This is a genomic window from Trichlorobacter sp. (assembly GCF_034008105.1).
Lineage (GTDB): Bacteria > Desulfobacterota > Desulfuromonadia > Geobacterales > Pseudopelobacteraceae > Trichlorobacter.
Genome location: NZ_JAVEPN010000011.1, coordinates 1 through 20,326, shown reverse-complemented (window position 1 = coordinate 20,326; position 20,326 = coordinate 1). Strand labels below are relative to the sequence as shown.

The following is a 20,326-nucleotide window of genomic DNA, read 5'->3' as shown; positions in this document are numbered from 1 at the left end:
AGCTGTGCTATATAGTTATCCCTTTTACGTTTTTACCGTAGTTCGACACATATTACCCACAGCGGTACAGGAGGAGTTTAAAGGTGCTGGCAACTGAAAAGAAGCAGGAAATCATCAACAATTTTAAGAAGCATGAAGGTGACACCGGTTCCCCTGAAGTCCAGATCGCTATCCTGAGTGAGCGGATCACCTATCTGACCGAACACTTCAAGATGCACAAGAAGGATCACCACAGCCGCCGTGGCCTGCTGAAGCTGGTCGGTCAGCGTCGTCGCATGCTTGATTATCTGAAATCAAAAGACCTTGGTCGTTACAAAGTGGTGATCGAGCGTCTCGGTATCCGCAGGTAGGAGACGGGCACGTATCCGGCTTAGCCGGTGAGTGCCCGGCTTATGTATAATCGCAAAAGGGCTGCAAGGCCCTTTTGCTGTTTCGTTAACCAGTGTTGGGGGCGTGGATAGACGGTCCGCCAGAGCGGACCGTGCATCGACGGCCCCAGCGCATACCAAGCAGGAGGAGAAACCATGAGTATGACGTTTAATGAGCAATGCGTTGAGGCAACCGTAGGTAATATGCAGGTCAAGATTTCCACTGGCAAGATGGCCAAACAGGCTAACGGCGCAGTGGTGGTCCAATCCGGTGACACCATAGTGCTGGTGACCGCCGTGGCCGCCAAAGAGGCCAAGGAAGGGCAGGACTTCTTCCCGCTGACTGTCAACTACACCGAGAAGGCCTATGCCGGCGGCAGGATTCCTGGCGGCTTCTTCAAGCGTGAGGCCCGTCCGGCCGATGCCGAGACCCTGATCTGCCGCCTGATCGATCGTCCGATCCGTCCGCTGTTTCCGGAAAATTTCCTCAACGACACTCAGATCATCGCCACCGTGCTGTCGGCCGAAGAGGATCACGATCCGGCCATCCTGGCCATGATCGGCGCCTCGGCTGCCTTAGGGATCTCCGACATCCCGTTTTTTGGTCCGATTGCCGGCGTCAAGGTGGGCCGGGTGGCTGGCAAGCTGATCGCCAACCCGACCGCAGCCGAGCTTGAGCAGAGCGACATGGAGATCGTGGTGGCCGCCGGCCGCGACGCCATCTTCATGGTGGAGGGCGAATCAAAGTTTGTGACCGAAGAGGATATGCTGGAGGCGATCTTCTTTGCCAAGGATGCCGTACAGGGCATTCTGGACGCCCAGGACGAGCTGCAGAAGAAGGCCGGTGTTGCCAAGCGCGACGTGCCGCCGCCGCAGATCGATGAGGCCCTCAAGGCCAAGGTGAAGCAGCTGGCCTTCGACCGGATCGCCCAGGCGTTCAAGATCAAGTCCAAGCAGGAGCGCTACGCCGAGGTGGCCCAGATCAAGGCCGATGTGCTGGAAGCGCTGGCTGCCGACTATGAAGGCCGCGCCAAAGAGATCAAGGGCTTTTTGGGCGATCTGGAATACGAGCGGATGCGCAACGACGTGCTGGAGACCGGCATCCGGATTGATGGCCGCGACACCACCACCATCCGTCCGATCGCCATTGAGGCCGGTCTGCTGCCCCGCGTACACGGTTCAACCCTGTTCAGCCGTGGCGAGACCCAGGTGATGGCCGCAACAACCCTGGGCACCTCCCAGGACGAGCAGCGGATCGACAATCTGTTCCAGCGTGATACCCGCAAGCGGTTCCTGCTGCACTACAACTTCCCGCCGTTCTCGGTGGGCGAGACCTCCTTCCGTCTGGGACCCGGCCGTCGCGAGATCGGCCACGGCATGCTGGCCGAGCGGGCCATTGCCGCCATCCTGCCGGATCACGACCAGTTCCCCTACACCATCCGGATCGTCTGCGAGACCCTGGAGAGCAACGGCTCCTCCTCAATGGCCTCGGTCTGCGGCGGCTGCCTGTCGCTGATGGACGCCGGCGTGCCGGTCAAGGCGCCGGTGGCCGGTATCGCCATGGGTCTGATCAAGGAAGGCGACAAGGTTGCCGTGTTGACCGACATCCTGGGTGACGAAGACCACCTGGGCGACATGGACTTCAAGGTGGCCGGTTCCGCCGATGGCGTGACCGCCCTGCAGATGGACATCAAGATCGGCGGCGTCAGCAAGGAGATCATGGCCCAGGCCCTCAAGCAGGCCAAGGACGGCCGGATGTATATCCTGGGCAAGATGGCGGAATGCCTGACCGCTCCGCGTGAGGAGATGTCCTCCTATGCGCCGCGCATCACCACCATCTTCATCAAGCCCGACCGTATCCGCGACGTAATCGGTTCCGGCGGCAAGACCATCCGCAGCATCACCGAGGCCACCGGCGTCTCGATCGACATCGAGGACAGCGGCAAGATCAACATCGCCAGCTCCGACAAGGCTGCCTGCGACGCCGCCATCGAGCTGATCCGTGGTCTGACCGACGAGGCCGAAGAGGGCAAGCTGTACATGGGTACCGTCAAGAAGATCATGGAGTTCGGCGCCTTTGTTGAGATCATGCCCGGCACCGACGGTCTAGTGCATATCTCCGAGCTGGACGAGACCCGCGTCAAGAACGTCACCGACATCCTCAAAGAGGGTGACAAGGTGCTGGTCAAGTGCATCGGGGTGGATAAGCAGGGTAAGATCAAGCTCTCCAGAAAGGCTGCCCTGGGGCAGAGTCTGGAAGAGAAAGACTAAGTGCAACATCTTGGTTACACGGGGGACGGGACTGGAGTCCCGTCCCCTTTTTTATTGACGTGACCCGTTTGCTTCCTGCATATAACGCAGGTTAAGGAGGTGCTCATGGAGCGCTGGACCATCGCGGATTCCACCAAGATCTACAATGTCGACAACTGGGGCGACGATCTGTTTTCCATCAACAAAAAGGGAAACATCTGCGTCCATCCGTCGTCCAACTCCAAGAACGCCATCGACCTGCGGGTGCTGGTGGATGACCTGATCAAGCGCAAGATCAAGCCGCCGATCCTGCTGCGCTTCATGGATGTGTTGCAGGGGCGGATCGCCTCCATCAACCGGGTCTTCCGCAACGCCATCGCCGCTAACGATTACCCCGCCAAGTATCAGACCTTCTATCCGATCAAGGTTAATCAGCAGCGCCAGGTGGTAGAGGCCATCGCCTCCTACGGCAAACGCTACAACATCGGCCTTGAAGTCGGCTCCAAGCCGGAACTGGTGGCCGGCATCGCCATCTCCACCGGCAACGGCCTGCCGATCATCTGCAACGGCTATAAAGACGCCGAGTATATCGAGACCGTGCTCTACGCCACCAAGATCGGCTATCAGATCACCATCGTGGTGGAGAAGCTGTTCGAGCTGGAAAAGATCATTGAGCTTGCCAAAAAGACCGGTATCCGGCCACGGCTGGGGATCCGGGTCAAGCTCTCCTCCAAGGGGACTGGCAAGTGGGCCACCTCGGGTGGTGAGGACGCCAAGTTTGGCCTGCGGATGTCGGAGATCATGGCCGCCATCCGGATGCTGGAAGAGGAGGGGATGCTGGACTGTGTGGTGCTGTTGCACTCCCACATCGGCAGCCAGATCACCAAGATCGACAAGATCAAGACCGCCCTGATCGAGGCGGCCCGCATCTATTCCGAGATGCGCAAGCTGGGGATGAATATCGAGTATCTTGATATCGGCGGCGGCCTGGGGGTCGATTACGACGGTTCCAAGTCCAGCTACTTCTCCAGCGTCAACTACACGGTGGAAGAGTACGCCAACGACGTGATCTACCAGATCAAGAACATCTGCGACGAAGCCGGGGTGGACTGTCCCAACATCATCTCCGAATCGGGCCGGGCCACCGTGGCCCACTACTCGGTGCTGGTGACCAACGTGCTTAACACCAACACCCAGAGCCTGATGCCGGATTACGAGGCGGTGCTGGAGGAGATGGAAAAACCGGCCCCGACGGTCAAGAAGCTGCTGGACATCTACAAGAGCCTCGACCGCTACTCGCTGCGGGAGGACTACCACGACACCCTGCAGCTGATCAACGAGGCGGTCAGTCTGTTCAATCTGGGCTACCTCACCCTGCAGGAGCGGGCCATCGCCGAGTGGCTGTATGCCAAGATCATCAAGAAGATCAACGGCATAGTTGAGAAGATGAAGCCGATCCCCGAGGAGTTGCAGAACTTCCAGCTGGCCCTGCGCCAGACCTACTTTGCCAACTTCTCCCTGTTCCAGTCGATCCCCGACTCCTGGGCCATTGATCAGCTGTTTCCGATCATGCCGCTGCAGCGCCTCAATCAGCGGCCGGACGTGATGGCCTCCATTGCCGATATTACCTGCGACTCCGATGGCGAGATCACCAGCTTCGTCGGTGAGAACGGCAGGGCCAAATTCTTGCCGCTACACAAGATCAAGAAGGACGAGGATTACTACATCGGCTTCTTCCTGATCGGCGCCTATCAGGAGATTCTGGGTGACCTGCACAACCTGTTCGGCGACACCAACGCCGTGCATATCACCTTCAACAAAAAGACCGGCTACCTGATCGACACGGTCATCAACGGCGACGCCACCTGGGAGACCCTGAAGTACGTCCAGTACAAGGGGCCGGAAATCCTGAAGCGGGTGCGGGAGCACCTGGAGAAGGACGTGGCCCGCCGCAAGGTCTCCATTGAGGAGAGCAGCCATTTTATCGAACTGTTGGATCGGACCCTGCTGGGGTACACCTACTTAGGAGAGTAAACCATGAGCAACGTACTGATCATCGGCGCCGGCGGGGTCGGCCAGGTTGTGGCCCACAAATGCGCCCAGCGCCGCGACATCTTCACTACCATCACCCTGGCCTCCCGCACCAAGGCCAAGTGCGACGCCATTGCCGCCCAACTGAACAACAGCATCACCACCGCCCAGGTGGATGCCGACAACGTGCCCGAGCTGGTGGCCCTGATCAAGCAGGTCAAGCCGAGCCTGGTGATCAACGTGGCGCTGCCGTACCAGGATCTGCATATCATGGATGCCTGCCTGGAGACCGGCGTCGATTACCTGGATACCGCCAACTACGAACCGCTGGACACCGCCAAGTTCGAGTACTCCTGGCAGTGGGCCTACCAGGACCGGTTCAAGCAGGCCGGTCTGATGGCCCTGTTGGGCTCCGGCTTCGATCCCGGTGTGACCAACGTCTACACCGCCCTGGCCGCCAAGAAGTACCTGGACGTGATTGAAGAGCTGGACATCATCGATGCCAACGCCGGCTCCCATGGCCAGCCCTTTGCCACCAACTTCAACCCGGAGATCAATATTCGGGAAGTAACCGCCACCTGCCGCCACTGGGAAAACGGCCAGTTCGTGGAGAGCCCGGCCCTGTCCACCAAGCGGGTCTTCGACTTCCCTGAAGGCATCGGACCGATGAACATCTACCGCCTCTACCACGAGGAGATGGAATCGATCGTCAAGCATATCCCCACCATCAAAAAGGCCCAGTTCTGGATGACCTTCTCAGATAATTACCTGAAGCACCTGGAGGTGCTGCAGAACGTCGGCATGACCCGCATCGACGAGGTGGAGTTTAACGGCCAGAAGATCGTGCCGATCCAGTTTCTGAAGGCCCTGCTGCCCGACCCCGGTTCCCTGGGGCCGCTCACCAAGGGCAAGACCTGCATCGGCGTGATTGCGCGGGGTATCAAGGATGGCAAGCGTAAACAGGTTTACATCTATAACATCTGCGATCACGAGGCCTGCTACAAAGAGGTGCAGTCCCAGGCCATCAGTTACACCACTGGCGTACCGGCCGTGGTGGGGGCGATCATGATGCTGACCAAACAGTGGCATGCCCCCGGCGTCTGGAACATGGAGCAGTTTGATCCAGAGCTGTTCCTGAAGGAGTTGGGGCCGATGGGGTTGCCGGAAGTCGTCGTCGAAGGGGAGTGGCCGGAACTGTAGCAGTACCATCCGGTCACTGCAAAGGAAGGCAGTGTAACGGCTTTACAATAACCAGTGTGATCTGTAGGGGCACTTCCTGTTTACGGGTAGTGTCCCTTTTTTGTCTGTTACGCCGGGGATGGCTATCTCAGCGAGACAAGAGCTGATCCTCTACGCTGCTGGCCGATGGTTCGCTAAAATAGCCCATGGCAGCCACCTGGTCGGCATTCATCACAATCTTCAGCAGTTCTCCGTCACGCTCCTGCGCGACGTCAATCACCCGCAACACGTCGCACAGATGCGCGTATCCCGGCAGCAGGGTTGCCAGCTGATTTTGCGCGCCCATCAGAAACTGGCGGTTGAAGAGGTTGCCGCCATCCTCCGGGTAGAGGGGTATGTAGCGGATGCCGGCCTCCACCATATCCTGGAAGAAGTGCGTGCCAAAGGAGAGATCAGGCTCGTGGGAGCCGGCCCGGTAGGCGATCTCGATCAGCACCGCCGTATTGCAGATATCGGCATAGGAGACATGCACCCCCTGTCTGATCTCCCCTCTGCTGCCCCAGCGGCCAGGTCCCATCAGGATGAAGCGGCGTTTAGGCAGCAGGGCGTTCAACAGCCCCACCGCCCGCCCGATGTCCAGGAGCGTCTCGAGGCTCGCCTGCGCCGCATACTGCTCCGGCGGGACGTAGACGATATGGGTGATCTCCGGAATACGCCCGTTTGAGATAAAGCGATGCGCCGTGAAAAGGATGGCGCTGTCGGGGATGTCCTGCTGTATAACGGCGGGCGCCGTATCGCTCTCAATGCTCTGTGGGCGGCATTGCAACAGGTACAGCTGGTTGCCGTCGTTGGCAAACTCTATCTCCACCGGCAGGCCCATCGCCTGCTGCAGGGTCTGCAGGATGGTCCTGATCTGCCTGATGAACGGGGTGCGTTTTACCAGCCCTTCAAAGGTGGCCACCGTTTCGTCACGGTTCAGCTGCAGTTCAAAGGACGGGATGTGGCAGATCTCGCCATCGCGGTAGGCTGACACCAGGTGGGACAGGTGCGGTATAGCTTCGCCGTGCTCCCGGAGAACGCGGTCGAACGGAACCGTTTCAAAGCTTCGTTCCTGCAGGTTGATCAGGTCGACCCTGGTGGGGGCATAGCGCCGTATTTCGTCAGGGGTGACATTAACCCGCAGGCCGGGCTGTCCGGGGGAAAGCAGCAACGGATAGTCGTTGCTGATGCGATCCACCGCCCGGGTACCAAGGCCAGGCACCAGTCGGCACAGGCCGTCTTCGCGCCGTAAGCGCGGCGACCAGCGAAACTCGTTGGAACTCATCGCCACACCGGAAAACAGCGGCATATGGTACGGGCCGACACGCCTGCCCACAACCTCCTGAATCAGGATGCCCATCTCTTCACGAAAATCGAGCAGACCGCGTTCTGAGCGGTAGACGATCGGGTCTGGTCCGAATACCGAGGCATAAATCTCGGCTATCGCATCGAGCAGTGCATGCAGTCTGGTGCGCTTGTCACCCTGATTGTGCAGAAAAAGGCTCTTGTATTTGCCGGAAAAAGCGGTGCCGGCCCGGTCCTCCAACAGACTTGAGCTGCGCACGATGATCGGACATTCGCCGAAATCGTCCAGCGCATGGGACAGGCCCCGGTACAGGTCGGCAGGGAAGCGCGCGTGCTTGAACAGCTGGATGATGTTGGGATACTCAAAGCGGATCTGTTCGATATCCTTGTACTTAAGCTCGTTTACATCCTCCAGGTCGTTGTGGTGCAAAAACGATGTCAGGCAATCGGCGGTCAGATACCAGGTCTTCGGCATGCTGACCTTGGCAAGCAACTCTTCCTTTTCCGCTGCCCGTGCCAGGATGCGCCAGGCGATGAACAGTCCGGTACTTTTGCCTCCCAAACGGCCGTTACTTTCAGCAGGATGGATAATGCGGGTCACCAGCTCGAAAAAATCAGCCACCTGCAGGTGGTGTTTGGCAAAATTGATAAAGTCGATGGTGTCGGAAAAGAAACGGCGGATCAGCGATACGCGCAGCCATTTTTCAGTGGATTGCTCCAGGAGCGCCCCGTCGCCGTGCTGAGCGCGATACTGCAGCAGGACGTCGATGACCTTGTCCAGTGATACGGTTGCAGAATCTATGGTCTTGATCAGGAAGCTGAGCCTGTTTTCCTGAATCCAGCGGTGCAGCGAAGAAAGCAGCTCGCTGTCGGACAGGTGGCGCGCGGCGAGCGCGAACACCTGTTCGCTCATAGCGAGGATATCGTTGCAGGGGTGGTGTCGGCTCGGACAATTGATCTCTGAAGCGGTTTCCGGATGGTGCGCGGCAAAGGTGACGGCAAACGTATCAAGGTACTGGCGGGCCTCTTTGATGTCGTTACGGCACAGCAGATAGAGCATCTTGCGGGAGCAATACAGGTACAGCCGTTCATCGGTACGTCGCAGCGCGTCAACAAGCGCCAGCCATTCGGGGGTAGACGCCTGCTGCTGGCCGAGCCGCTTCTCCAGCGTGCGGTGCAGCAGCGTCTGGCCGATCCGATCGGCGATGGTGCGGAGCAGTTTACGCTCTTTTTCAAGGAAGACCCCCTCGTGAGAGGGCGGCACCTCGCTCAGGTAGGATATTTCAAGCGAACCGACCACCCGTTCGCCGGCAGGTATGGGGGCTGATTCTGTCCAGCGGGTTGATTTGAAATCGGGCGATGCGTACACCACGCCGTCATACATGATACGGGCCTGACATAATTCGGGAAAGCGCCAGCCCGAGGGGACGGCTGCAACGATCTCGCGGAATAGCCCGTCGAGTGAGGAGTTGCTGCTGGCCAGCAACTCCTCGACCCGGTACAGGCAGTTCAGCTCCTTTTCCCGCTCACGCAGGGTCTGAAGCAGTTCAGGCGGTTGTTCGTCGGCAGGTGTATGGTTCATATCCGCTCAGCGGGGCGTCGGCTGCGGCAGCCCGTATTATGCCCAGCCCCGCGCCTGGACAGCCTTTGCCACACGATTGATGGCAATCACATAGGCCGCGTCACGCATGCTGATCTTCTGCCGCCGCGCAACGTCACCCACGGCAATGTAGGACGAGGTCATGGATTTTTCCAGCTTCTGCAGCACCTCGTTCTTATCCCAGAAATAATTGGTGTTGCACTGTACCTGTTCGAAGTAGCTGCAGGTCACACCACCGGCGTTGGTCAAAAAGTCGGGCAGAGTAAGGATGTTCCGCTGTTGAAGCACCTCGTCGGCCTCCGGTGTGGTCGGCCCGTTGGCCCCCTCGGCAATCACCTTTACGCCAGGCGCAATGTTGTCCACATTATCCAGGTGTATCTGGCTTTCGATCGCCGCCGGGATCAGGATGTCCACATCCTGCTCCAGCCAGGCGTCACCCGGCAGCAGTTCATAGCCCAGATCGCTGGCCCGTTTTTTGTCGATACTGCCGAACTTGTCGGCGATGTCCTGCAGTTCAATCACATTGACCCCGCTCTTTTTGCGATAGGTATAGCTGGTCATGTCGTGTTGGTCCCAGCAGGATATAGCCAGCACCTTACCACCGAGCTGGGTGTAGAGCCGGGCCGCATATTGCGCCACATTGCCGAATCCCTGTATGCTGGCGGTGGTCTTGTCGATGGCAATCCCCATTTCATCAAGCGCCGTGGCCAGGACATACACCACGCCATACCCGGTGGCTTCAGTACGCCCCTGTGACCCGCCGCTGCCCAGCGGCTTGCCGGTAATAAAGCCAGGGAAGCGGCCTCCGTGGATCGTCTCGAATTCATCCAGCATCCACAGCATGTGCTGGCCATTGGTCATCACATCCGGAGCGGGCACGTCACTCCACGGGCCGACGTTTTTTGCGATCTGTCGAACCCAGCCGCGGCAGATCTGCTCCTGCTCACGCAGACTCAACTGGTGGGGATCGCAGATAACCCCGCCTTTGCCGCCTCCTAGGGGGATATCGACAACAGCGCACTTCCAGGTCATCCACATCGAAAGCGCGCGCACCGTGTCGATAGTCTCCATCGGGTGGAAGCGGATACCGCCTTTGGCCGGACCGCGCGCGTCGTTGTGCTGCACGCGAAAGCCGTTAAACACCCGTACGGTTCCGTCGTCCATGCGCACCGGGATGGAAAAGTGATATTCACGCATCGGCTGTCTGAGCAACTGTCTGACTCCGTCGTCGAGCTCCAGCAGGTCAGCCACTTTGTCGAATTGGTATTGGGCGATTGTGTACGGATTGTACGTGCCATGCGTCATGCGTGCACTCCTTCATGCAGGTGTTTTTGTGTAGCTATAACTCGTTGGTTTTGTTTCGATGCAGCTGGCGGGCCTGAATATCTGGCTGGGCCATGCAAGCAGATTTCCTGACGGTAACGATATCTTTTACCACAAGTTTACTGAACCGTTTGATATATTTTGTGACACGACACGTTCGGCCTGCCTCTGTTGTTGACCTGAACGGTAGTACCCTGCTAGGCTCTAAGCCCTTATTTGCTCTATGCGAGGTCTTCCCATGACTGGTATTGCCATAGCCGACATTGTTGCCAAAGCCCCATCCCCGGCCTACGTGGTTGATCTGGGGCGGCTGCGTCATAATCTGGCCATCCTGGACCAGGTGCAAACGCGTAGCGGGGCCAAGATCCTGATGGCGCTGAAGGCCTTTGCCATGTGGTCCACCTTCCCGCTGATCCGCGAGACCCTGCAGGGGGTCTGCGCCAGCTCACCCTGGGAAGCGCGGCTGGGCCGTGAGGAGTTTGGCCGCGAGGTGCACTCCTTTGCCGCCGCCTTTAAAGAAAGCGACGTGGTGGAGCTGCTCGGCATCTCCAATCACCTGGTCTTCAACTCCTTCAACCAGCTGGAGCGCTTCCGGCCGCTGTGGGAGCAGAGCGGCGTCTCCATCGGCCTGCGGGTCAACCCGGAGCACTCCGAGGGGCACACCGCCATCTACGACCCCTGCGCCCCCAACTCGCGGCTGGGCATCCCGGCAGCCGAGTTTATCGGCCGTTCGCTGGCCGGGGTAGAGGGGCTGCACTTCCATACCTTGTGTGAGCAGTTGTTCGAGCCGCTGGAGCGGACGGTTCGGGTCTTTGAGGAGAAGTTCGGCCGCTACCTGCAGGGGATGAAGTGGCTCAACCTGGGGGGCGGCCACCATATCACCCGCGAAGGCTACGACATCGACGGCCTGGTAAAGCTTGTAAACTATTTACGAGCAAAATATGACGTTGAGGTCTATCTGGAGCCGGGTGAGGCGATCGCCATCGGTACCGGCCTGCTGGTGGCCGAGGTGCTGGACGTGGTGGACAACGGCATGCAGATCGCCATCCTGGACGTCTCGGCCACCTGCCATATGCCGGATGTGCTGGAGATGCCCTACCGGCCTGCCATCACCGGCGGCTATGATGCCGGTGAGCAGCCGTACAGCTACCGCCTGGGCGGCCCCTCTTGTCTGGCCGGCGACGTGATCGGCGACTGGTCTTTTGAAGAACCGTTAAAGGCTGGTGATCGGCTGGTGTTCGAGGATATGGCCCACTACACCATGGTCAAGACCACCACTTTCAATGGCATCCAGCATCCCCACCTGTGCACCTACGAGCCGGAAACCGGTCAGCTCACGGTGGTGCGCAGCTTCGGCTATCCTGACTTCAAGAGCCGTCTTTCCTAAAAAAGAGGTTGCCTGGCTTGCGTCCGTTCCCCGCTCTGGGGTATAGTGCACCCAATTTACCTTTGTCCCCTTAGCTCAGCTGGATAGAGCAACGGCCTTCTAAGCCGTAGGTCGCAGGTTCGAATCCTGCAGGGGACGCCAATAAAATAAAGGGCTTACAGTTTTGACTGTAGGCCCTTTTTGCTTCGTGGTGTAGTAAATGGTGTAATAGATTTTTCTCAGAGGGTGTGCATCGGATGCACCCCCCTATGCCCCTGCAATCTCTGACACCTCACAATATGAGACCGCGCAGGCAGCCACATTCACGCGCCGTCAATTTCAAAACTTTCATTTTCAGCGGATGCACTACCGCCTCTGTTTTGTAGGCATAGGGCAAACAAGCCGTAATCATTGAATAACCTCAATTTGAGTACATCTGTTCTGATGGGATTTGGCAAAAGTTTCATTTTGACAGCGTGAAAATGTAGGTGCCTGCGCGGTCTTCGATATAGGCCCTGTAGAGATTAAACCCCCCATACCCCGCCGGCGAGCTTCGGCTTTGCCTCTTCGATCCTAGCCCTGTCTGCTGCAGTGAATGGAAAAGCCGCCGCCGTTGTGTTCGGCAGCGGCTCTGTTCATGGTCACACCGCCTCGATGGAAGGTCGGGCCTGTGGCTTTGCTGAGTTCTATTCGGTGTTTGTTCCGGGCCAACTCAGGACACGCCCAGCAGGTATGAGGATTGAATTGGAACCCTCACGGTGACTGCTATCCGTTACGGTACGAGCTTCTGATTGAACAGCAGGTCCGGCTGCAGGACAACGCCGTCCATACGGGCATGTGCAACTAACAGGTGGCTGTAGCTGCCGGGTTTGGCGTAGCGAACCACTTCAAGCTTGACGTCTTGCCGGACGGTGATTGCGAAGGCGTCAGCAAAGTTTCCGAAGATTGCAAGCCCAGCGGTAAGTTTGGTAGTGGGCAGCTCCTGCATGCCAGCCAGGAAGGGCGGTTTGCCCAGCCAGCTACCGGCAGTCGAGGCCAGCAGGCCGGAACGGGTTACGAAGTCGCCAGCGTTCATGATGTAGCTTGCCGGAATGCCCTGGTCTGCATTCATCGCTGCAGCAATGGCAAGAAGGGTACCTGCCCAGGTTGCCGTAGCGTGAGCGACTGAGCTCGCCGGAATGTTTGCGTCCGCAAGTAGGGTTGCAAGACACAGGGCGTCCAGCTTCTGCGCAAAAGCAGCGGCAAGGGATGTGTTCAGCACTGCATCAAGGTTCGCTGAGTCTGCCACAATTTCAGCGCTCAGTGGCACCAGGGCAACGAGCGCTTTCGGGTTACACGCAACGGCCTCAACCGTCACGTCGCTTTCGGAGACGTCAGCAGCGCCTTCGGTGTGCTGGTACACGGTAGGGTCTGCTGTGACGCGGGCCAGATTGGTCGGGCCATCAAGATTGATAGTGCCGGATCCTGCGCGTACCACCGTTGCCTGTGCGCGTACCAGGTCGATGATTTCTGAACCAACATAGGTCGGAACGGTGGCCGGTCCGCTGGTTACAGCGCCCTGGTAGGGCAGGCCGAGGTTTGCCTTGACGAAGTCGCTAAGCGTAAACCGATCTTCGCCCTCTGCTGCAGGCGTGAAGGCCTGCAGTTTTTCATCACGTGCCAGAATGGGGACCATCCGGCCCGCCACGTTTACAAATTTTCTGCCGGCAGTTGTTGCCGAGCTACCCATGAGCCCAGCGGCCTGGCCCTTTCCTATGGCCTGTTCCAGGTTGGCAATGTCGGAAACCAATTTGTCGTAGCGCCCCTCGTGGGCGGCCTTGAACTGTTCAAAAATCGCTATAAATTCGTCTGCAATTGACATGGTAAAAATCCTTTCGTTGCGCCTCCCGGCGCTGATTGTTTTGGGTGTCGCGGTGTATCTCAAGCCCCTGTCAGCAACCGGCATCCCGCCGGGTGTCAGGTTCCGTCGCCCTGCATCCCGCAGGGGTCAGGATTGGTCTTTCAGTTTCATTGCCATGAGCGACAACAGGCCGCCGGAAATGATGGTCTCCGTTCGGAAGCCGCCGCAGCTGAAGGCTGATCCGAATTCAGCCGGAACTTCATCGGTCATCGAGTAGATAACAACGTGCGGCTGCTGGTGGAGTATGTGGACGGCGGCCGGCGGGTTGCTAGCGTCGGACAGGTGCCCGACCATGACCGCCCGTAGGGACACGTTGTCGCAGTGCAGAGCGCCGCGCTCAAGGGCGAACTGTGCCGCATCCTCAGGGATGGGACTGCAGCAGCCCAGCAGCAGGGCGACGGCCTGCTCAGCGTTCAGCGGTTGACGATCATCAGTCGGGACCAGCCCGGCGGCTGCCAGGGCATCGGCTGCGATGGTCATTTTGACCGGGTTACCGCCCTGGCCGGCAAGGTGTTTGATTGCTGTCGAAGTAGAAATCATGGGACTTCCTCCTGTTTTGATGGTGCTACCGTAGCACGGCATTTCCCGAACCCGGTTCACACTGTGCACAGTTTTTTCAGATGTTGGACCAATCACGGCTTTGTAGGTATTCAAGCACCGAGGCCTTGTAAAACCTGATCCCTTGCCGGTCTCCCAGCTTCAGGTGTTCGATTTTACCCTCCCTGGCCAGCCGGTAAGCGAATGACCGGCTACAGCCGAGTAGCTTTGTTACCGGGCCTATGGTCAGCGTCTCGCGCATCGTCTCGCCCTCTTGTCGAGCGTCACGCCACCAAGCTCAAGGCCCAGGCGGCGTTCCTCGCTTTTGATGAATTCCAGCAGCTCCAGTCGTCGTGCTCCCCGGTGCAGCGCCTCGTACACCAACGCCAAAAGGGCGCGGGGGCTTCTGATCCGGTCCAGGTCGTAGGTCAGTGCACCGCCGTGCTTCTGCGGTAGGATGATTTCAGTCATTTGGTCCCCCAAGTGTTCGGTTTCAGTGGCGCCAGCTTTGCTGGCAGCAGGATGCAGCGGCCGCCGGACGGCTCCCAGACGATGCAGCCGCACACGATGCAGGTAGCTCCGTCAGCTTGGTCGAAGTTGTGCCGGTAGCGTTTGCGTATCATCCGGCCCTTGCAGCGTGGGCACTTCTCAGGTCGGTTCAAAACAAGACCTCCTGTGTCTGGCTGTGCCGATTCTCCCAAGCGTTTAGCATGGCCTTGAAGGTGGCAGCCGCTCCGCTAAGGTCGTTGGCAATGATCGACCGGCAGTGTTCGCGCCATAAGTCCGAGCGTTGCTGTCGGATGAACTGCCAGCATCCTTTGCCTGGGTCTAGCCGCCCAAAGGTGCCGATCATTTTTCTAGCTGATCCGATCATGTTGACACCTCCCGTTCAATAAACTCGTCAAGGACTGCCAGGTGGTCAGGTTGGGGTAAGTCTGGGGGACGGGATACGGCGACATGGGGACACCACCCCGTAGGGGTGTCCCCCAATGTCGCCCTGTCTCCCTCATACGGAGACATTGTACAATGTCCCCCATTTGTCGCCTGTCCCACTGTGACCACGTTCCCGTCTAAGCCTGCGAAACCTTTAGCCGAAACACCTTCCCATGCCCTTGAAAAAGCCTTTTTAAGCGTGCCGTGTTTTGCATCGGGGTCTGACTCCCGGCGCTTGGTGTAAAAATGCTGTCTCAAGTCGCCGATTAGAACGCCCTGATTGTCTCTGATCAGCCCCAAAAGCAATTTTTCATTCGGGGTCAGGTCAGCCATTACATGCCGCTGCGAACGTTCGCCGTAGTCAACAACACAGCTGGTGATAGGGTTTCCGTCTTCGTCGCTGCCTACTGCAACAGGTCGCAGCTTGAAGGCTATCGGTTCGGGCGGATCTCCGTCTTTGAGTTTCGTGACTGACAGCAGGCCTTTGTCGCAGTGAAGCTCAAAATCCATAGCGGCCTTGAGTGCGGAACTCCCCCTGCTGCGGTGTTTGGCATCATCAGCATTCCCGGTGTGGTGGACGATCAATAAGACGCTGCCAGGGAACTGTGACCGGATGGTCTCGCACGTGAGCAGGAACGCCCCCATGTCGCGGGTGGAGTTTTCATCACCTGTCATGTGCCGAGCGAGGGTGTCTACCACAAAGACAGACACCGGCGCCCCGATCTCCTCAATGTCCCTGCCGGCCTGAACGATCTGCTTCACTGCCGGTTCATCGAATGGGACTGTGTGCTGACTGAGATGAAAAGACCTTAGGTCGGGCTTGCCATGCTCGAACCACCACGCCCGGACACGGCGCTTCATGCCGGTGTGTCCCTCGCCAGCAAGGTAAAGCACCTGGCCTCGTTTGGTTTCTCTGCCGTTCCATGGTTGGCCTGTTGCTACTGACAGCACCAAGTCCAACGCCAGAAAGCTTTTGCCACCGCCAGACGGTCCAAAGAGCTGGCCAGTCGAATCTGCTTCAATCAGGCCACGGACTACCCACAGAATTGTTGACTCCGCGGAAGATAAAAGCTCGTTGCCGCTCAGGAAGAGACGGCGCTCTTTTGTGAACTCTCGGAGACAGCAATCGAAACAGTAAATCTGGTCTTTGTGGGGGATAAGCCTTTCTCCAGTGAGCCCACACGAACTACAGGAGGCAGGCTCTACAACGGCTGTTGCGGCCATGACTCACCCCCTGTTCCGATGCTGCCGGATCTGGTCAGCAATGTGCTTGCAGGCTGCTACAAAGCTTTGGACTGGGACGCCTCTATTTGAGTGATAGTCTGACACCGATCGTTCCAGGTCATCAGAGTCGTCAAACGTGGCGTCCACAAAGTCGGGGTAACCAGCGCGGGGAATAAATTTGCAGGTAAAGCCCTGGCAAAGCAGATAGGCGGTAAGGTTTCGGTCAGGTGTTTTCATGGTCAAGGTCTCCTTCGGGCGTCTCTCGACGCGCGGTAAATAGCCCCGGCGGACCGGGGCGGTTTAGGGGTCAGTGGTCGGCCTCTTCAAGCGCAGGGATGATCTTTTCGAGCGCCTCGGAGATATCGTTCAACATCCAACTGAGGGCCGCTTGTTCCTGTTCGCTGAGCGTCAGAAAGTCTCTCCATGGGCCCTCTGCCATCCGGTGCAGGTTCTGAACGACCGATTCGAGGTGCTGGCTGTAGGCCCTGGCCTTGATCGCCAGAAGTGCTGTTTTGTGGTCGGGTGTGGCCATCCTGTCCTCCTAGTTTTCCGTCTCAAAAAGTAGGTCGGCACGCTCAGCCAAAGCGAACCCTTGCTGTTCCAGAATAGCCGCGAAGGTGATCAATTCGGTGTGACTCAAGAGGTTTTCAGGGTCAGTACCACGCAACTGCTTTGTGACGTGGCCAAGGACAAGCTCCGCGTTCCGGAGTTCCTTAATGGTGTTACTGATCACATACGGGAATGTCTTGTAGGTCTTGAGTTCTTCGAGCTGGCTCATTGTTGTCTCCTCTCTGGTCTGTGACGGCATCAGGCCGCCGCTGTTTCGCGGGATTCAATCCAGGCGTCAACTTCTGACGCAAGCCAGCCAACGCGCCCCGGCGATAGCTGCCGGCGCTTCGGGAATTTACCGGCCTTTTCAAGCCGCCAAATGGTGGTATCGCTGAGCTGGACTTTCTGTAGAAGGGTTTTTTGACGGTAGATTGCTACGGACATAAAAAGGCCCCCTTTCGTTTCATGTTGCTTCTTGAAAGGGAGCCTAGCAGATGACATTTCGGAGAAAGCACTTCCTCCGAAACTATTTTTGTTTAGTGTGCTTTTTTCTGTAAAATTTCTTTGCCTTTGATAGGTGATCTCGCACCCCGGTTTGAGTAATACGCAGCTCTTTTAATGGATTTCCGGCTATGTATTCACTTTGAATCAAAACATCGTCGTAAGAATCATATGCCAGGCTGTATGACCGATTGTTTATTTCACCTCGCCAGTTCAGTTTTTTAAGTGTTCTCCATGCTTCAAGCGCTGTAATTTTTGGGTTGTTTCTGGCAAGTTCCCCAACAGCAGCGCAGAGGGCTATAGGCGCCTTGCAGTGCTGTCCACCTTTAGAAGACGCAGCTTCTTTTGTATCAAGTATTGTACTTAACGCTTCTAGTCTTATTTTAGTTGCTTCTAAAATCAACACATCAAAATGCATTTTAAATTTAAGTTCATCAGGTTTTATATCTATAGAAAATATTATTTGTTCAAGCGCTGTATTAAATTCTGACGAGATAAAAGCAGATGTTCTATTACTAAAAGCATTTTCTAAATATATAAAAACATCTGATTCAATCATTCTTATTTCGTCCAAAAGAATGGACTTTACTTTGCTGTCTTGAGTTTTTTTGAAAAAAATATCAGATAGTTCTTTGATGTTTAAAATAACTTGATCAAAGGTGCTTTGAGGCATCCATTTGTTAGTCATATCCGCACTCCTTGCGGCTCCAAAACATCCAGGGAAAGCGGGTGGAGTATCCCGCCTTGTCGTCTGGCCGGACTATCCCTGGAAACCTGATCCTCAAGCGGCCCGCTTGATAGGCACAACCTTTCCGGCAGCACTCCCGTTGATAATCTGCAGGATTTTCCGTTCGAGCGTCTCAAGCGCCATCTGCTTTTCATCGTCGTAATCGTGTAGGTTGTAGGTGCCGTCAAGCCTTTCGAGCGTGTGGTTAAGCACCCGTTCGCGGTGCTCCTTGATTATTTTGCAGGACGCCATCAGGGTATTGGCAGTCCGGCGCAGGTCGTGAGGCGTGAAGCTGGCAACCCCCAGCTTGTTTTCTGTGACCGGCTGCCCGTCCTTGCCAAATACCTCTTGGCCGTTGATCTTTACTGGTGATTTGAGGTTCCGCCGGACCACATGCGCCAAGGCGTTTACTTCGATAGGCTTCAAGGCGGTTCTAGGCGATGGAAAAACATATCCATTGCATTCCGGGCCTATCAGCTCCAAAGCCGTCTTGGTCAGGTATACGCGGTGAGAACGCTTGTTTTTTGATCGCTCAGCCGGAATGGTCCACCAATGGCCGTCGATCTCTCGCGGGTGCATCCCTATGACTTCGCCAGGGCGTTGGCCGGTAACGAGAATCAGCTTAAGTGCTCGCTTGATTTCGTCGGACGCGTGGCAGGTATCGAGGGCTCTCCATAAGGTGCTGATTTCCTGTTCAGACAAAGCCCGGTCTTTTATAACCAGCGGGGAGGGCATCTTGACGCCGATGCAGGGCGATATTTGCAAAATATCCCGCTCAACAGCGAACGAGAACATTTTGCGAATGATCTTGAAATTGTTGTTTGCGGATCCTGGGGAGCCACGCTCCACGATCTTTTCCAACAGCAGCACAACATCACGCTTTGTTATGTCAGCGGCCTTGCGTTTTCCCCAGGCGGGGAGGGCGTCACGCTCGAGTATTCGTTTATCCTCTGCCCAGCCTCGTTTGTGGGGCTTGGCGTGTTTCTCAATGTATTCGTCGATCAAATCAGCAACGGTGGGAGACTTAATCCGCTCCACTTTGGCCTGTTCTGCTGCTGCCAGCGGATCGACTCCATTTTTCACTTGGCGCCGGGCGGCTTCAAAACGGGATCGGGCATCTTCCAGGGAAATGGCAGGATACTGCCCCAGGTTCATTTTACGGCGTTTTCCATCGAAGGCGTACACGTAGAGCCAGGTCTTGACTCCGGAAGGCATGACGCGTACCGTGAACCCGTTTCCTTCGCTTCGGGAATAGTCGGTCGACTCTGGTTTGAGTGCCTTAATCATCTTGTCAGTGAAGAGCGTCTTTTTCATGGCTCCACCGCCTCGTGGTGTAGTAGTGGTGTAATAAAAGTTTGTGCTAGGGTGAAATGTGAAGCAATACCTTGAAAGTAAAATACAGGATAAAATGCAGTAATGTCAACGCTTAAAGATGGGATTTTGAACCGATTAGAAGTTGTGTGAAATGTCCAGAAATGGTCATATTTCCAGACTTCTAAGCCGTAGGTCGCAGGTTCGAATCCTGCAGGGGACGCCAATAAAAACAATGGCTTACAGATAAATTCTGTAAGCCATTTTGCTTTTTTCGGCTGCGTGTAACCTCTCGTGTAACCTCTGGCCTGTCCGCTGGGTATTAGCTCTTGTTCGTAAAATACAGGCTGCTGCTGCCGCAATCCGCACACTCACGATAGAATTTCAGGCCATCCTTCCTGATCCGCTCCTTGTGACCATCTTTGCCACAACTGATCTTGATCGGCGTGTTGACATCACAGTCGCCACACCTGAAGTAGTAGCCAAATTTACCGTACTGAATAGATACGTTGGCACCCTTGCACCCACGGCAGACAGGTTGTTCCGATTGGGTGGCGGATACGGGAGCCATTGATAGATCCGGTGCAGCAGATGGGCTAGGCTGCACGGGAGCGGTTGCCTCTATGCCAAACTTGGCAGCATAGTCAAATGCTCCCGGCTTATGCAGCCAAACCAGCCTCTCGCCAAACTCCTGTAAGGTGTCGCTCCCAATAATTTTGGGTGCCTCAATGATAGTCTTTTTATCCACCTCTTTCTCGGCAAACGATGAGAAGGCATCTGCTTTCTGAATAGCAGAAAGATCAAACGGGGCGGTATCTGGTCTGATAATTTTTGACGTCGGCGAGAGCAGCACAATATTGCGATAGTTAATCGGTATGGCAAAGCCCAGGCGACGGGGGCCAAGGTTTCGATCTGCAACAGCCATTTGCAATACCTGAATATGGCGATTGTTCTGTTCTATGGGGGATTCAATTGCCTGGTAGGTTTTGCCGTTCCATGCCAAAAACTCACCTTCCGGCGTAACCTTAATGCCGTAATAGTAGTTTTTGGACTCAAGTGTGAATCGGCGTGCAATATTGACCCACTTTCGGGGGTAATCGGCATCCAAAATTGACCCACCCCAGCACTTCCTCCATGCTCTCTGGAATTAGTCCAGAGAGAGGAGCATGAAAGGAGATGCTGA

General features: G+C 56.6%; 19 protein-coding genes and 1 tRNA gene. 6 read left to right on the top strand and 14 right to left on the bottom strand.

Annotation, left to right across the window (positions count from 1 at the left end; all coding sequences use genetic code 11):
- Positions 1-83: 83 nt before the first annotated feature.
- The 4 genes from rpsO to RBQ93_RS07960 all read left to right on the top strand — a co-directional run bounded on the left by rpsO (position 84) and on the right by RBQ93_RS07960 (position 5,849).
- Positions 84-350, top strand: a complete 267-nt coding sequence (gene rpsO, locus RBQ93_RS07975; RefSeq protein ID WP_320371575.1) for a 30S ribosomal protein S15 — start codon at positions 84-86, stop codon at positions 348-350.
- Between the two features lie 180 nt (positions 351-530).
- Complete coding sequence (pnp, locus tag RBQ93_RS07970) at positions 531-2,639, top strand: polyribonucleotide nucleotidyltransferase (RefSeq protein WP_320371653.1); 2,109 nt, start codon at positions 531-533, stop codon at positions 2,637-2,639.
- Between the two features lie 105 nt (positions 2,640-2,744).
- Positions 2,745-4,652, top strand: a complete 1,908-nt coding sequence (speA, locus tag RBQ93_RS07965) for a biosynthetic arginine decarboxylase (RefSeq protein WP_320371574.1) — start codon at positions 2,745-2,747, stop codon at positions 4,650-4,652.
- Between the two features lie 3 nt (positions 4,653-4,655).
- Entirely contained in the window at positions 4,656-5,849 is a 1,194-nt protein-coding gene (locus tag RBQ93_RS07960; RefSeq protein ID WP_320371573.1) for a saccharopine dehydrogenase family protein, read from the top strand.
- Positions 5,850-5,976: 127 nt separating this feature from the next.
- Here RBQ93_RS07960 and RBQ93_RS07955 read toward each other — a convergent pair whose 3' ends face one another.
- Both RBQ93_RS07955 and RBQ93_RS07950 read right to left on the bottom strand, forming a co-directional pair.
- Positions 5,977-8,754 carry a PEP/pyruvate-binding domain-containing protein gene (locus RBQ93_RS07955; protein ID WP_320371572.1) on the bottom strand — a complete coding sequence of 926 codons (2,778 nt, stop codon included), beginning with the start codon at positions 8,752-8,754 and terminating at the stop codon, positions 5,977-5,979.
- A gap of 36 nt (positions 8,755-8,790) precedes the next feature.
- Positions 8,791-10,077, bottom strand: coding sequence for a Glu/Leu/Phe/Val dehydrogenase (locus tag RBQ93_RS07950; protein ID WP_320371571.1), 1,287 nt, complete (start codon positions 10,075-10,077; stop codon positions 8,791-8,793).
- A gap of 256 nt (positions 10,078-10,333) precedes the next feature.
- Here RBQ93_RS07950 and nspC point away from each other — a divergent pair, with 256 nt between their 5' ends.
- Together nspC and RBQ93_RS07940 are read left to right on the top strand one after the other, a co-directional pair.
- Positions 10,334-11,482 carry a carboxynorspermidine decarboxylase gene (gene nspC, locus RBQ93_RS07945; protein ID WP_320371570.1) on the top strand — a complete coding sequence of 383 codons (1,149 nt, stop codon included), beginning with the start codon at positions 10,334-10,336 and terminating at the stop codon, positions 11,480-11,482.
- A gap of 64 nt (positions 11,483-11,546) precedes the next feature.
- Positions 11,547-11,623: transfer RNA gene (locus RBQ93_RS07940), tRNA-Arg, on the top strand.
- A gap of 610 nt (positions 11,624-12,233) precedes the next feature.
- Here RBQ93_RS07940 and RBQ93_RS07935 read toward each other — a convergent pair.
- From RBQ93_RS07935 to RBQ93_RS07890, 12 genes are all read right to left on the bottom strand, one after another.
- The gene (locus RBQ93_RS07935) at positions 12,234-13,322 is read right to left on the bottom strand and encodes a phage major capsid protein (RefSeq protein WP_320371569.1); all 1,089 of its coding nucleotides are present in this window, start codon (positions 13,320-13,322) and stop codon (positions 12,234-12,236) included.
- 126 nt (positions 13,323-13,448) lie between these two features.
- Positions 13,449-13,901, bottom strand: a complete 453-nt coding sequence (locus tag RBQ93_RS07930; protein WP_320371568.1) for a hypothetical protein — start codon at positions 13,899-13,901, stop codon at positions 13,449-13,451.
- A 76-nt stretch (positions 13,902-13,977) separates the two neighbouring features.
- Positions 13,978-14,160, bottom strand: coding sequence for a helix-turn-helix domain-containing protein (locus RBQ93_RS12440; RefSeq protein ID WP_413818368.1), 183 nt, complete (start codon positions 14,158-14,160; stop codon positions 13,978-13,980).
- Complete coding sequence (locus tag RBQ93_RS07925) at positions 14,145-14,369, bottom strand: hypothetical protein (protein WP_320371567.1); 225 nt, start codon at positions 14,367-14,369, stop codon at positions 14,145-14,147. Before RBQ93_RS07925 ends, RBQ93_RS12440 begins: the two co-directional genes overlap by 16 nt.
- 399 nt (positions 14,370-14,768) lie before the next feature.
- The gene (locus RBQ93_RS07920; RefSeq protein ID WP_320371566.1) at positions 14,769-16,055 is read right to left on the bottom strand and encodes an AAA family ATPase; all 1,287 of its coding nucleotides are present in this window, start codon (positions 16,053-16,055) and stop codon (positions 14,769-14,771) included.
- Positions 16,056-16,058: 3 nt separating this feature from the next.
- A complete protein-coding gene (locus tag RBQ93_RS12435) occupies positions 16,059-16,292 on the bottom strand; it encodes a DUF5659 domain-containing protein (protein ID WP_413818367.1) in 234 nt (77 codons plus the stop codon).
- A 70-nt stretch (positions 16,293-16,362) separates the two neighbouring features.
- Positions 16,363-16,587 (bottom strand): hypothetical protein, encoded by a 225-nt coding sequence (locus tag RBQ93_RS07915; RefSeq protein WP_320371565.1) that lies wholly within the window; start codon positions 16,585-16,587, stop codon positions 16,363-16,365.
- 9 nt (positions 16,588-16,596) lie between these two features.
- On the bottom strand, positions 16,597-16,833 hold the full coding sequence (locus RBQ93_RS07910; RefSeq protein WP_320371564.1) for a hypothetical protein: 237 nt from the start codon (positions 16,831-16,833) through the stop codon (positions 16,597-16,599).
- A 29-nt stretch (positions 16,834-16,862) separates the two neighbouring features.
- Complete coding sequence (locus RBQ93_RS07905; RefSeq protein ID WP_320371563.1) at positions 16,863-17,048, bottom strand: helix-turn-helix transcriptional regulator; 186 nt, start codon at positions 17,046-17,048, stop codon at positions 16,863-16,865.
- Between the two features lie 82 nt (positions 17,049-17,130).
- Positions 17,131-17,793, bottom strand: coding sequence for a hypothetical protein (locus tag RBQ93_RS07900; protein ID WP_320371562.1), 663 nt, complete (start codon positions 17,791-17,793; stop codon positions 17,131-17,133).
- 93 nt (positions 17,794-17,886) lie between these two features.
- Positions 17,887-19,146 carry a site-specific integrase gene (locus RBQ93_RS07895; RefSeq protein ID WP_320371561.1) on the bottom strand — a complete coding sequence of 420 codons (1,260 nt, stop codon included), beginning with the start codon at positions 19,144-19,146 and terminating at the stop codon, positions 17,887-17,889.
- Positions 19,147-19,465: 319 nt separating this feature from the next.
- A complete protein-coding gene (locus RBQ93_RS07890; protein ID WP_320371560.1) occupies positions 19,466-20,251 on the bottom strand; it encodes a nuclease-related domain-containing protein in 786 nt (261 codons plus the stop codon).
- Positions 20,252-20,326: the final 75 nt, after the last annotated feature.